The organism is Streptomyces sp. NPDC093984 (genome assembly GCF_044764595.1).
Lineage (GTDB): Bacteria > Actinomycetota > Actinomycetes > Streptomycetales > Streptomycetaceae > Streptomyces > Streptomyces cynarae.
The window spans coordinates 70,481-83,584 of sequence record NZ_JBIWIM010000014.1 but is presented as its reverse complement, the minus strand read 5'-3'; the positions used below and the strand labels follow the sequence as shown (position 1 = coordinate 83,584).

Below are 13,104 nucleotides of genomic sequence, written 5' to 3'. Positions count from 1 at the left end.
GGTCAGCCGTCGTCGGTGCGGCGCGCGGTGCGTCCGGATATCTGCAGTCGGCTGACCCTGCCGGTGGCCGGATCCCGGTGGAACCGGCCACCGGGTTCCAGCCGACCGCCGGCCGGGTCGAGCAGATCGCACGACAGGTCGTCGTAGCAGACCAGCGGGATGGGCAGGTCGCCGTCCACGGACAGAGCCGGCGTGCCGTCCGGCCCCGGCGACACGGTGTACACGGTGCTGCCGTTGCGGTAGCTGCCCAGGCAGTCATGCACGACGACGGGACGACCGCGTTCCGCTGGTGGGACGGTGGCGGGCACCCGTACGCCGGTGGTCGCGGCCAGCTCGGCGGCGAGGTCGCGCCAGAGCGCGGTGGCGCCTGAGGCATTGCCGGTGAAGGCGATCACCACGCCGCTCTCGGGGTCTGCCCGCAGATGGCAGGAGGTGCCCTGGGCGTTGCCGTCGTGCCCGCACCACAGACGCTCGTCCTGCCGGTACAGGGCGAGTCCCGGGCCCCAGCCGTCGGCGAGTGCGCCGGGGCGGGCGGCGGTCTCCGGTCGGCGCATCTCCTTGGCGACGGCGGGCGGCAGGACGTCGCCACGGCCGATCAGGGCGTTGCCGAACGCGCAGAGGTCCTGCGCGCTCGCCAGCAGGGCACCGGCCGGCGCCTCCAGCGGCGCCAGGTTCTGCCGGGCCGGACGGGCCAGGCCCGTCGCGGTGTTGAGCGCGTGACCGGTGGCGACCGGGCGGAGGGGTGCCGTGTCGCCGACGAACGCGGGGACGGTTCCCAGGGGTTCGAGGAGCAGTGTGCTGACTGCTTCCCGCCATGGCATGCCGGTCACCGCCTCGACCAGCCGGCCGGCGGCGACGTAGCCGGCGTTGGAGTAGGAGAAGTCGGTGCCCGGCGCGAAGAGCGCGTCTTCGGCGGTGCAGACGGCAGCGAGATAGCGCGCGGCGGTCGTCGCGGCGGCGGTGTCGGAGTCGGGCCCGGTGGGCAGTCCGCCGGTGTGACTGAGCAGCTGGCGGACGGTCACGTCCGGGGCGCCGCGCAGCTCGGGGAGGTGGTCGGCGGCGGGCTCGTCGAGGTCCAGGTCGCCGTCGTCCGCCAGGAGCATGACGAGGGCGGCCGTGTAGGGCTTGGTGAGCGATCCCAGGGGCACGGCCGTGTCGGCCGTCAAGGGCGCGCCGGAGGCGGCGTCGGCCGTACCGGTGTGCAGCACTAAGAAGTCCGAGCCGGTGTCCAGGGCGAGTTGGGCGCCGGGCACCCGGTGGGTCCGGGCGAGCGCGTCGAGTCGGTCCTGCAGTTCCTGGCGCACCAGGGCCGGCGCACAGGAAGCGGCCGGAGCGGTGGGGACGGTGTAGGGCATGAGAAGGGACTCCCGTTGATGGGTCTCATGTGCGGGTGTGGTACGGCCCGGCCCCAGGGGTGAGCGGTGTCGGGGCAGGCCGGGCGCGGGGCACGCCGGCGTTACGTTCTGCTGACCTCGACGGGCAGGTGGCGTACGCCGATGATGACGGCCGGGTTCTGGAAGGCGACGTCCTCGTAGGAGGGCACCGTCAGGGTGCGGAATCGTTTATGCAGCAGTTGCAGGGCGATCCGTGCTTCCAGCCGGGCCAGTGGCGCGCCGAAACAGAAGTGAATCCCGTGGCCGAAGGTCAGATGCGGATTCGGGTGTCGGCTCACGTCGAAGACGTCGGGCGCGTCGAAGCGGGACGGGTCCCGGTTCGCGGCACCGAGATGAGCCATCAGCAGCGTGTCGGCGGGCAGTTCATGCCCGCCGAGGACCACGGGCCGGGCGACGCGGCGCCCGAGTTCGGGGAAGGGGGGCAGCCAGCGCAGCACCTCCTCCACGGCGGCCGGGACGCCTGCCGGGTCGGCGCGCAGTGCGGCGTCCGTGCCTGGGTGCCGGTCGAAGGTGACGACGGCGTTGCCCAGCAGTGCCGTGGTGGTGATGTGCCCGGCGACCAGCAGCAGGGCCACGAATCCGACCATCTCCTGGTCGGTGAGGCGGACGCCGTCCACCTCGGCGGCGATGAGCCGGCTGGTGAGGTCGGTACCGGGGTGGGCTCTGCGGTGGCGGATGTGGTCCAGCATGTAGCCGTTCATCTCGCGCACCGTCGGGGCGATGGCCTCCAACGCCCGTTCCAGGTCGGCCATGTCGGGGGCCTCGCCGAGCTGGTCCCCGCCGAACAGCACGCTCGCCCACTCCTGGAAGAGCCGGTGTTCCTCCGCGGGGATGCCGAGCAGTTCGGCGATCACAATGATGGGCAGCGGATAGGCCAGCGCATCGACCAGGTCGAACCGGTCGCGATCGGCGACGGCGTCCAGCAGCCGTACGCACACGGCCTCGATACGGGGCGCGAGCCCCTGAACGACGCGCGGGGTGAACGCCTGGCTCACCAGTGTGCGGAGTTTGCGGTGTTCCGGCGGGTCCATGCCGACGAAATTGCCCTGCCGGAAGGTCTCGAAGTCTGCCTGGGTGGGTGTGAGGGCGGACAAGTCCGAGGAGTAGGTGGCCGGGTCGGCGAGCACGGTGGCGACGGTCTCGTGGTCCAGGACCTGCCACACGCCCTGCGCCTCGTCGTACCGCACCGGCCCGGCCTCACGTAATTCCCGCCAGCGGTGGGGTAACACCTCCAAGAGGAGCGGTTCACCTGCCAGTTGGTTACTGATCACCATTTCTCCTTGGTAGCGGCGCGCGGGCACGGAGGACGAGGTCCACGAGAGTGGTGTGGGTCGATGGCGGCGCTCGGCGCAGACGCCACGAGCGGCCGGGCATCGCTCGCCGGCTGTTCGGCAGCCGGGACTGCCGGCGGCGCGGCTGAGCGGTGGCTTCCGCGTGGCTTGTCGAGCGTGGCGCGACGGTCAAGCGTCGTCGGCCGGGTGCCGGGCGGCCCGAAGCCCCTCAGCACGTCCGGTGAAGGGCACTGCGGTTGCGCGACCGGCCACGGTCCCGCCGCGCACCCCGTCCTGCAGTGCACCAGCCCGGCATGACCCATCCCCCTCGGCGACACCTCCCGCGCGACGGCCACGCGGGGTCCTCCCGGCTCCAGAGCGGACAGCGGGGCCCGTTGACCCGACCGCTCGAAACGAAGTCTGAGAATATGCAGCCGTGGGTTCCTGTCGCCCCACGATTGGCATGATGAGCGGTCCCGTGACCTTCGTTTCGATGGAACTCAGCCACAGTTTTCACGTTCCGTCACTCTGAAGCAACCCCCAAAAGTTGAACGCTGAGTATGTAGGCGGTGCATTTGCGTCACCGCCGGCCAACTTCGGCGGGGACTTAGGCGCGTGCAGCGCTCCAGCCGGAACGTCGCTCCGCGTGTGCCCCGGGCTTTCGCCCGCAAACCGGGGACGCCGGAGAAAGTTGCCGTCGGACCGCTCAGCGGTCGCCGTCCGGCCCCGCGCGGCCGTCCCGGGGCCGACTGCCGCTCCGATCGGCAGATGGCCTGAAACCACTGCTGTCAGCGGGGATTTGATGCGGCCGTCGGGCGGGATCCGGACGGCCGTGGGGGAGGGCGAAGAAATACGTCACCTGCGCGCCCTTGGACGTCGGTGACCGCGGCGCCGCTTGGGGGCGGAACTGCGCCCTCAGCGGGGTCGCACCGATGCCCCGAGCCCGGCGCCCGTAACGGCTGTCGCACCGATGCCCCGGCCGCTGCCGGAACGCGCTGTGGATGTGGCGGGACGCGTTCTGACCGGTCCCGGAGTCCAGATTCGCCGACGTCTTCGCCCCGCACTGGCGAGGTCCAGGGCGATCACGCTGGTGCTGCGCGCACAGCCCAGTGGGGGAGGACCCGAGAGTGCGGGGAGGACGAGGACTACCCGGGATGCTGGACGAGGTCGTCCGCGACCCGGGCCACCCGCTGGCGGGGTCATGAGCGGCGTGGCCTCAGGGCGCGTTGACGCACGGCGGGAGCCGGGAGCCGATGTGCTCCAGTAGCGCCTCCTCGTGCTCCCGCAGATAGAAGTGGCCCCCGGAGAAGACCACGGTCTCCTGGCCGGCGTCGGTGACCTCCGCCCAGCTGTCCAGGTCCGCGACCGGGCAGGCCGGGTCCCGGTCGCCGCCGTAGACCGTGACCGGGACAGGCAGCCGCTCGGTCGGCGGGCCCGGGCGGTAGGCGTCCAGCAGCCGGTAGTCGGCGCGCAGCGACGGCAGCAGGACGTCGCGTAGGTCCGGGTGTTCGTAGGCCGCCGCATCGGGCCCGGCCAGCCGCTTCACCGACTCCAGCAGCCGTACGTCGTCGAACGCGTCGCCGGCCGAGGCGCCGTGCAGGTGGGGCGCACTCCGAGCGGACACCAGCAGTGCGACGGTCTTGGCACCGGCCGTACGCGTCAGGCGTCGCGCCACCTCGTAGGCGACGGCGCTGCCCATGCTGTGCCCGAACAGGGCCACCGGCACGTCGAGATGGGGGACCAGCGCGGCCGTGACGGCGTCGGCCAGCTCCGTCATGGACGTCGCGCACGGCTCGGCGAGCCGGTTCTGCCGCCCCGGGTACTGAACGGCGAGCAGCTCCGTCCCCTCCTCCAGCCGGGACGCCCAGGTCGAGTACAGCGTCGCGGCGCCCCCGGCATGCGGGAAGCAGACCAGTCGTAGCCGCGGACGTTCGACCCGGTAATGCCGGAACCACGGGTTCCGGGAGTCGACCCGTGCCCGTCGAGGTCCACATGAGTGCATCGTCATCCCCCACCGCGCCGGGAGCCCGGGCGGCCGTCCGCCCGGCACATGTCGATCGACCGCGTCAGCCTACCAACCGTCCCACCTCGGACATCGCCCGTTGAGCCTGCAGTGCCCCTCTTCCCACCCGCCGTTCCGATCCCCTGCACCGTGATCGACCAGAGCGGCTGCTCGACCTGATACACGAGCGTGCCACGAGCGTGCTCGGGTCCTGTCGCAGCGATGAGTCTGCCGACGCTCACAGGTCTACCTCCTGACCGAGACGACCAACTCATCGGGAGTAAGGCATGGGCCTGATCCATATCGAACTGTTCGCGACCCTCGACCTCGTCGGGCAGTCGCCCGGCGGTCCCGACGAGGACCCGGTGGGGTTCCCGTTCGGCGGCTGGCAGGCCCCCCTGCTGGACGAGGTCGCCGGGGCGCAGGTCGGTGCCGCGTACGAGGGCACGGACGCCCTCCTGCTCGGCCGGCGGACGTATGACATCTTCGCCGCCTACTGGCCGCACCAGGAGGGCGGCCAGGACAACGAGATCGCCATGCTCTTCAACAGCGTCCCGAAGTACGTGGCCTCCCGTGGCGAACCCGACCTCTCGTGGGCCGGGTCCACGCAGCTCGGCCCGGATCTGGCCGGCGCGGTGCGCGAGATCCGTGACCGGCACGCGAACGTGAAGGTCGTCGGGAGCCTGAACCTGGTGCAGACCCTTCTGCGCGAGAAGCTCTTCGACCGTCTCGACCTATGGGTGCACCCGGTAGTGCTCGGCGTCGGGAAGAAGGTGTTCGACGGTGGCGCGGTGCCTACGAACGTCACACTCCTCCAACCGCCGGTAGCCAGTCCGAAGGGCACCGTGTACCTGCGCTACGGGCTCGCCGCCGGGAGGCCCGAGACGGGAGACATGAGCGCACCAGATCGCGGTGTCGGGCGCGACGACTGAAGTCCCCCCGCACCCAGGTGGGTTGCTGTCGTCGGCGGTCAATCCGCCAGGTCGCCGCCGTCACGCAACGGCGCGTGGGGATGCGCCGAGTACGACCACTGGCTATTGGCGACGGTGGCACCGTTCGGGCCCGGCTCTGCCCGCGCCGGTCACTTCCGCTCCAGTGCGGCCAGCCGCAGCTCGAGCTGGTCGACCCGGTGCCGTAGCAGGGTGACTTGGGCTTCCAGGCTGACCTCTCGTTCCGCCCTGCGCTGAATGCGCGGTGACGCGGCGGCGCGCTGGATCACCGCGTCCAGACGGACCAGGCGCTGCGGCCCGTTCGGGCCGTCCACGAGCCGGGACTGGATTTCGCCGTTGCGGTACCAGGAGCGCAGAGCCGAGCGGGAAACGCCGGTCTCGGCTTCCGCCTTGGCCAGCGTGACCCAAGGGCTGTCGTCCAGCTGCTCGAACAGCTCCAGCTCATTCTGCCACCGCGCGAGCCGGTCCTCCCAGTCCGACGGTGTCTCCATCAGACCCTCCCTTCGACATGGTGACCCTGTCAATAACAGTGTATTGACAGGGTTGCGACCATAGAACCATGACATTTGAAAGGTTCACGGTGAAAGCCCGCCGGGTGGTCGTCGCGGCCCAGGAGCAGGCGAGGCTGCTCAAGCACGACTACATCGGCACGGAGCACATCCTGTTGGGGCTGCTCGACGTGCCGGACAGTGCGGCGGCGAAAGTTCTGCACCAGCTCGGGTACGACAAGGAGACGGCGCGGGTCGACATCACCGCGGTGGTCACGCCCGGCACGGAGGAGCTGAGCGGCCATATCCCGTTCGCGCCGCGCGCGAAGGAGACGCTGGAACTGGCCCTGCGCGAGGCGCAGCAGCTGCATCACACCTACATCGGTACGGAACACATCCTGCTCGCCCTGGTCAGGGAAGGTGAGGGCGTCGGCGCGAAGGTGCTTGCCAAGCGGATCAGTCCGGTCAGCAAGATCCGTGCCGCGGTGTTGGCATCAGTGGAGGGATCGCAGGACGTCACGGCCGGCCCATGGCCGACCGGCACACCTGCCACCGAGGACACTGTGGCCGCCGCCAGTGCGCTGGCCGGTGGCGCACCGGTCGGCAGCCATCACCTGCTTGAGGCGATGCTGCGGGCGGAGAACAGCATGGCGGCCAGGGTGCTGCGCGAACTCGGGGTCGACCCGGACGCGGTCGCCGCCAAGATCGACGAACTGGATCCGGAGACGACCACGGACGCGAACCCGGAGGAAGCCGCGGCGCGCAAGATGGAAATCCGGCTGGTCGACGATGAGGTGCACCTGATCCTGCGGGACCCGGAAACGGTCGCGATCGCCAAGAAGGTCACCGAGCTGTCCGACGGCCCGATCCAGGGCGTCGGACCGGTCGCAGGCATGTTCCTCCCGCTCTGGCGGTCGACCAACCAACTGCTGCTGCAGATCCAGCGCCTGCTGGAACCGGAGCCGGAAGAAGAGGATGGATCCGCCGCGAGCAAGGTGGCCAAGGCCGTGCGCACGGTCCTCGCGCCCCGGCTCCGCCGGTGAACCGGCTGATCAGCGGGCCGAAACCTGCCAGTGGGACAAGCGAGTACGGGGGCGTGGTGAGCGCCGGCGCGCCGGCGCCGTTCGCGCTGGCGGCCGCATCTGACCAGGTTCCCGGCCGAGGCGTCCGGCGAGTCCACGATCGCGTTCGGCGCCCCGCCGGTGGAGGCCCACGCGCACCACGGGTCGATCTCCCGCGAGCAGGCAATTCGGTGAATCGGAGGCAACCTTGAGCATCACCATCGTCGGAGCCGGACCGGGTGGCCTGGCCCTTGCCCGCGTACTGCACGTGAACGGCATCGAAGCCGTCGTGTACGAACGGGAACCGTCGCGCGGCGCGCGCGGTCAGGGCGGCATGCTCGATCTGCACTCCGGGACCGGGCAACGGGCTCTGCGCGAGGCCGGACTGATCGACCAGTTCCACGCGATTGCCCGTCGTGAAGGCCAGGACCTGCGACTTCTCCTGCCGGACGGCACCCTGCTGCTCCAGGAGGACACACCCGACGACGCGCCGCTCGAGCGACCCGAGGTCGACCGTGCGGATCTGCGCAACCTGCTGCTGGACTCTCTCCCCGAGCACGCGGTGCGCTGGGGGCACGCGTTCGAATCCGCAGACAACGGCCTGCTGCACTTCGCCGACGGCAGCAGTGCGACGTACGATCTGCTGGTCGGCGCCGACGGCGCGGACTCCCGGGTCCGCCCGCTGCTCACCGACGCCCGACCGGCGCACACCGGCCAAAACATCGTCGAGTTGGGTATCCCCGACATCGACCGCACCCGTCCCGACCTCGCGGCGATGGTCGGACGCGGCAACTATTGGGTGCTCGGCAACGGACAATCCCTGTCGGCGCAGCGCAACGGCGACGGCCGCGTACGCATCTACCTCAGCTTCCACAACACAGCCGAGGACTGGTTCGCGACCAGCGGGATCCCTTTCGGAGACCCGGCCGCCGCCCGGATGCGGCTGATCGAGCTGTTCACCGGCTGGGACCCACGGTTCACCGCACTGATCGCAGCCTGCGACGACACGGTCCTGCTACGGTCGATCACCACCCTCCCGGTCGGCCTGACCTGGCCTTCGAGGCCAGACGTCACGCTGCTCGGCGACGCCGCGCACCTCATGCCACCGGTGGGGCAGGGCGCCAACATGGCGCTGCTCGACGGCGCCCTGCTCGGCCTCGCGCTGGCCGCGCACCCGAACGACTTTCCCGCCGCCGTCAAAGAATACGAACGTGAGATGTTCGAACGCACCAGCGCCGCCGGCCGGCAGTCCGCGCTCGTCCAGGAAATCCTGATGTCGCCGGACGCCGGTCAGAAAATGCTCGCGTTCTTCCAACCGGGCTGAAGGCAGGGCCCCCAGGTCCGGTACGCCCAGCGCGGTCGCGGTCGCGCCCGGCACCGCGGAGGGGTCCCGCACGGGGGCCGGATCCACCAGCCACACCCCGTCCGGCAAGCCCTTGCGCATCGCGGTCGCCGCCTCCAGGGCGAGCCGGGTCTTGCGAAGGCAGCGCCGCCCGGCAGGCCGCACTGCTGCTGCCCGACTCCCGCGTCACCGCCGCCTTCCATCACCTGTCCGCCGTCCTGCTGATGGACCAGGGGATCGAGCGGATCGACACCGACGTGATGGTGTTCGGCGACGACCGCGAGTCGACCGCCACGATCCAGGCACTCGCCTCCCGCATCCCCGGGATCCGGGGCATCTACGCCGGCCGGCTGCGCAACGCCCACCAAGTCGAGTCGCTCGTGGCCAACCTCATCTCCGTCAACCGCCGCTACAAGGCGCACGCCGGACTGCGCATCACCGACATCTGAGCCCACCTTCTCTGCGTACAGACCGCCTGGACTGAAACTCCCGCTTGTGCTCGCCCGGACGCCGACGCGGACCAGCGGATCTCCGATGCCTGACGGATCCACTGCCGTAGTCAGCAGGGTGCCTATCCGTCCGGCCGCTGACGCCCCCTCATCCGCCGCAGCTACTTCAGTCCGTGCTCGAACGGGTTCCGGCCGACCGGCGTGCGCAGGACGCGATCCCCCACTGCAACAGTCCAGCCGGAAGTGTCGCACTTCCATACGCCGGGTCACCCCTCCGCCGCTCACGCCGCCCTTGCCCGACTCGGCCTGCTGGACCCCCGCCTCGCCCTTTCCTCCAGCGACTGCTCCGACCTGGATACCGACGCCACGGCCTGGGTGGGCAGCCCTCGCGCCGCCCACCCAGGCTGGAGGGTGGCCGTGGGATCAGTCGGCCTCATCGGCGAGGGCCGCCAGTTCACGCTCCACGGCGCGCTGGTGTTCCACTGCCTCCTCGCGTGCCTTCCGAGGGCTCCAACGGCCGGCCATGACGAAGATGAAGGGCAGGAAGAACACTTGTCCGGCCACACAGATCAGCCACCAGGTGCGCCACTGTTCGGGCCCCTGGGCCGCGGCGTTCTTCACCTGGGATCCGTAGCGTTGCAGCAGCGCCAACTGCGGTTGGGCCTTGCGCACGGTGGCCAGGCCGTCGGCCCCGACCTCTCGCACCGCCTGAGCCGCCAGTGCCGGCGGGACCGCCGTCGGAGGGTACGCCTCGAGTTCGGCGAACAGCCGCGGGTGCGCGTCGATGACGGCCAGAGCGGGGGCGGCCTGCACACTCGCGGCCTTCACCTGGGCACCATGCTCGACCAGTGGCGTGGCCGACGTGACCACGACCGGGACGAACGCCGTGGAGATCGCGACCACCGCCCGGATGATCCATCCCCACACGGCCAGACCGGTCGCCGTGGCGGCCGGGTTGTGTTTCTCGACGGTCTCGGTGAAGCTCGCCATCCAGGGTGCGTAGGTGACGCCGGTGAACACACCGATGGCGACGAACAGTGCGGCAAAGGTGTAGTAACCGGTTCGCTGGTCTGTGGCGTGAAGGGCGAAGAGCGTGGTAACCGCTATCGAACCGATGGCTCCGGCGACCATGAACGGCTTGCGCACCTTCAGCTTGTCGGAGACCAGCCCCGCCGCCACCAGCGCGACCGCGTTGGCCGCCCAGTACCAGTTGGCCAGCCCGTTGGTGCGCTGCTCGCTGTAGCCGAAGGTCGCGGCGAAATAGACGACGAAGTTTCCCACGGCGCCGAAGTAGAGCAGGAGGAAGAGGCTGATGGCGGTGGCCGAGCCGACGACGTCCAGCCGCAGCATCTGCCGCCAGTGGCTCTCTGCCGCTGTCCTCGGACTCATGCCCTTGGCCCGCGCTTCGACCAGTGCACGGTCGCGGAGGCTGACCATGATCTGATCACGCAGCCGGGGCGACAACTCGCGCAGCCCCACCAGCGCCAGAACGAAGACGGCAAGCCCGGCCCAGCCGGAGTAGCGCAACTCGTCCTGCCAGCTGGCGAAGGACAGTGTGCTGCTGGTGACGACGGTGACGACCAGGCTCCCGATGACCGGGCCCATGGTCCAGTAGCCCATTGCGGTGGCTCGGCCCAGTTGTGGGGAGAAGTCCCGGATCAGTGCCGGCGTGGCCACGAGCACGATGCCCTCGACGAAGCTGAGGCAGGCGAAGAGCACCAAGTAGGTGCCCTTGTCAGGGGCGTTGGGCAGGGCGAGGAGGCTGAGCAGGGCGGCGATGAGAAGACCGTAGACCACCATGTTGGCCCGGCCCCAACGGTCGGCGAGGCCCGCCACGAGCGAGGCGAACGCGCCGACCGCGTTGCCGATGACGGAGACCCACACGAAATAGCTGTAGGTCATGTGGAAGTGCGTGATGATCGACGTGGCGACCGCGTACTGCACATAGAGGGCGTAGTACAGGACCACGGTGGTCAACACCACGATGGCCAGGTACGCCATGCGGCGTGAGGTGACGGGGTAGTGGTTCAACTCGCGGCGCCACAACTGGGCGGCGCGGCCGGCTGTTTCCGGCGTGCCGGTATCGGTTGGTGTGAGATGCGTGTCGTCGGGCGAAGCTGGCATGGCAGTCATGCGGCGGCTCCTGGTTTCGGGCCCAAGGGCCCGGTGCGGTGGGTGCGGACAGTGCACGCCTTGCGGTGCGGCGGGCATGAGCACTGTTCGGCCAGGTGGGCCGAACCCCGGGTCTCTGTGTCCAGACGGGAAAGCTGTGCGCAGAGGCTAGTACCGACCAGTCGGTACGGCCTAGAGATGTGCATGGGGATGCCGAAACGTGACCTTGCACCTGGGGAGGTGCAGGGATATCCGGTCACGCCGGGAAGCCTGGGGGTGGCGATGGATCATCAGCCTGTTTCAGGCCGCACGTTCGTACTCGTGGACGGTTCCATCGAGACGATCGGCTGGGCCGGAACGACCGACGCGACCACCGTCACGTCCACGAGTACGCGCACGTCCATCACGTGTCCGAAGGGATCAGTCGGAACGGGGTCGGCACCTGAGTCCAGACGATCACCATGAGGATCAGGTGGAGCAGGCACAGGGCGTGGGCCGCCTTCCACCTGAAGGAGACCGCCGCGGCGGCGGCGAGGAACAACGCGGACAGGACCAGGCAGAAGAAGGCCCCCGCCGCCGTGTCGGGGTCACTCGTCGGCGTCGTCTCGACGCCCGCCGCCGGAAGGCTCAGCGCCAGCATGACGGCCGCAACGATGTACAGACCGGCTGCGAGGATTCCCCGCACCCACAGGCCCGCCTTCTGGTTTGTGACTGTCGCTCTCACTCCGTTCTGGATGAGCTGCCTGGTGGGGGTCTGCCAGGCATCGGAACCGGAGCCCGGCAGACCCCCGATGCAGCCGGTACCTGTCCGAGCAGGCCCGACAACATGGACTGGTTGGTCACGATCCTCCCCCCGCATGCCTGGGAAGGGGCCAGTGGCCCAGTAGCCTGAACCGCCCTTGTGCCAGACACCGACATTCCTGAGGTCATCCGTCGTGAAGGCCGCGGAGCCCTTACCGGGGGGCGACGGCGTCTCTGCCCTTCGACAGATGGCGAGCGCTCAGGAAGATGTTCTGCACGTTGTCCCCCAGCGGGCCCTTGATCTCGCTGCGCTGGTAACAGCTGAGATTGCACCTTGCTTCACCTATCGAATATCGATAGATTCCCATCGCTACTCGATGGGAAGGATGGGTCATGGGAAAGCTGGCGGTGGGTGCGCTGCGCGCCGTGCTGGTGGTGGTGCTCGTCGGCACCGTGTTCGTACAGGCATCGATGGTGTGGGCATTGGCCACCGACCCGGAGGACGGGTCGCTCCCGCTGACCCCGCTGCGCGTGATCACGATCCTGGGCATGGTGTCGGTCCAGGTCGCCGTGGTCTGCGTATGGCGGCTGGTGACGATGGTGCGACGCGGAACCGTTTTCTCCCACGCCGCCTTCCGGTACGTGGACGGCGTGATCGGCGCGATCGTGGCGGCTGCTCTCGTGTGGTTCGCGGTCACGATCCTCAATGCGCCGGGCCAGCGGGCCGATCCGGGCGTCACCGTCATCATGGGCGGGGTTGGCGTGGCCATCCTGGGGGTCGCTCTCATCGTGCTCGTGCTGCGGATGCTGCTCGCCCAGGCCGTCGCGCGCGACGTCGAAGCGGCGCGGATGCAGGCCGAGTTGGACGAGGTGATCTGATGCCGATCGTCGTCGACATCGACGTGATGCTGGCCAGGCGGAAGATGTCCGTGGGTGAACTCGCGGACCGCGTCGGTATCACGCCCGCCAACCTGGCGGTACTCAAGAACGGCCGCGCAAAGGCGGTACGCTTCGCGACGCTCGCCGCACTCTGCGAGGTGCTCAAGTGCCAGCCGGGCGACCTGCTGCGCTGGGAGGCCGAGGACGCCGCGGGCGGATGACATGCCCCAGGGCGTGAAAACCTCTGGCACCACCGGCCCGCGACACGGCGCGTCGACCGCATGGCCGTGTATCGCCGATCACCCGCAGCGCCGACCCGATCCCGTTGGGTGGGCCGGTCGACCTTCACCGACCGGCCTGGTCGACGATCGCGACCTGCGAACGTGACTCCCCAGCGCAACTCCCCGCGCCGCCG

General features: G+C 69.7%; 11 protein-coding genes and 1 pseudogene. 6 read left to right on the top strand and 6 right to left on the bottom strand.

The genetic code is table 11. The features are described 5' to 3' along the window. Nucleotides 1-2: 2 nt before the first annotated feature. The 3 genes from ACIRC0_RS33975 to ACIRC0_RS33965 form a co-directional block, all read right to left on the bottom strand. Entirely contained in the window at nt 3-1,355 is a 1,353-nt protein-coding gene (locus ACIRC0_RS33975; RefSeq protein WP_403624143.1) for a serine hydrolase domain-containing protein, read from the bottom strand. Between the two features lie 101 nt (nt 1,356-1,456). Next, nucleotides 1,457-2,668 carry a cytochrome P450 gene (locus ACIRC0_RS33970; RefSeq protein ID WP_403624140.1) on the bottom strand — a complete coding sequence of 404 codons (1,212 nt, stop codon included), beginning with the start codon at nt 2,666-2,668 and terminating at the stop codon, nt 1,457-1,459. A 1,213-nt stretch (nt 2,669-3,881) separates the two neighbouring features. After that, the gene (locus tag ACIRC0_RS33965) at nt 3,882-4,667 is read right to left on the bottom strand and encodes a thioesterase II family protein (protein WP_403624137.1); all 786 of its coding nucleotides are present in this window, start codon (nt 4,665-4,667) and stop codon (nt 3,882-3,884) included. A gap of 287 nt (nt 4,668-4,954) precedes the next feature. Between ACIRC0_RS33965 and ACIRC0_RS33960 the strand changes: the two genes are divergently transcribed. Further along, nucleotides 4,955-5,599, top strand: a complete 645-nt coding sequence (locus ACIRC0_RS33960; protein WP_403624134.1) for a dihydrofolate reductase family protein — start codon at nt 4,955-4,957, stop codon at nt 5,597-5,599. A gap of 149 nt (nt 5,600-5,748) precedes the next feature. Here ACIRC0_RS33960 and ACIRC0_RS33955 read toward each other — a convergent pair whose 3' ends face one another. Next, nucleotides 5,749-6,108, bottom strand: coding sequence for an excisionase (locus ACIRC0_RS33955; RefSeq protein WP_403624132.1), 360 nt, complete (start codon nt 6,106-6,108; stop codon nt 5,749-5,751). Nucleotides 6,109-6,212: 104 nt separating this feature from the next. Here ACIRC0_RS33955 and ACIRC0_RS33950 point away from each other — a divergent pair, with 104 nt between their 5' ends. From ACIRC0_RS33950 to ACIRC0_RS33940, 3 genes and pseudogenes are all read left to right on the top strand, one after another. After that, complete coding sequence (locus ACIRC0_RS33950) at nt 6,213-7,148, top strand: Clp protease N-terminal domain-containing protein (protein ID WP_403624129.1); 936 nt, start codon at nt 6,213-6,215, stop codon at nt 7,146-7,148. A gap of 226 nt (nt 7,149-7,374) precedes the next feature. Then, on the top strand, nt 7,375-8,490 hold the full coding sequence (locus ACIRC0_RS33945; protein ID WP_403624127.1) for an FAD-dependent oxidoreductase: 1,116 nt from the start codon (nt 7,375-7,377) through the stop codon (nt 8,488-8,490). 155 nt (nt 8,491-8,645) lie between these two features. Further along, nucleotides 8,646-8,957, top strand: a pseudogene (locus ACIRC0_RS33940) (NADPH-dependent F420 reductase); the annotation flags it as partial. Between the two features lie 423 nt (nt 8,958-9,380). Here ACIRC0_RS33940 and ACIRC0_RS33935 read toward each other — a convergent pair. Both ACIRC0_RS33935 and ACIRC0_RS33930 read right to left on the bottom strand, forming a co-directional pair. Further along, a complete protein-coding gene (locus ACIRC0_RS33935) occupies nt 9,381-11,090 on the bottom strand; it encodes an MFS transporter (RefSeq protein ID WP_403624124.1) in 1,710 nt (569 codons plus the stop codon). Between the two features lie 382 nt (nt 11,091-11,472). Further along, nucleotides 11,473-11,793 (bottom strand): hypothetical protein, encoded by a 321-nt coding sequence (locus tag ACIRC0_RS33930; protein ID WP_403624121.1) that lies wholly within the window; start codon nt 11,791-11,793, stop codon nt 11,473-11,475. Between the two features lie 410 nt (nt 11,794-12,203). On the opposite strand from ACIRC0_RS33930, the gene ACIRC0_RS33925 reads away from it, so the two are divergent. Both ACIRC0_RS33925 and ACIRC0_RS33920 read left to right on the top strand, forming a co-directional pair. Next, nucleotides 12,204-12,689, top strand: a complete 486-nt coding sequence (locus ACIRC0_RS33925) for a DUF2975 domain-containing protein (protein ID WP_403624118.1) — start codon at nt 12,204-12,206, stop codon at nt 12,687-12,689. After that, nucleotides 12,689-12,910, top strand: a complete 222-nt coding sequence (locus ACIRC0_RS33920) for a helix-turn-helix transcriptional regulator (protein ID WP_266636582.1) — start codon at nt 12,689-12,691, stop codon at nt 12,908-12,910. Before ACIRC0_RS33925 ends, ACIRC0_RS33920 begins: the two co-directional genes overlap by 1 nt. Nucleotides 12,911-13,104: the final 194 nt, after the last annotated feature.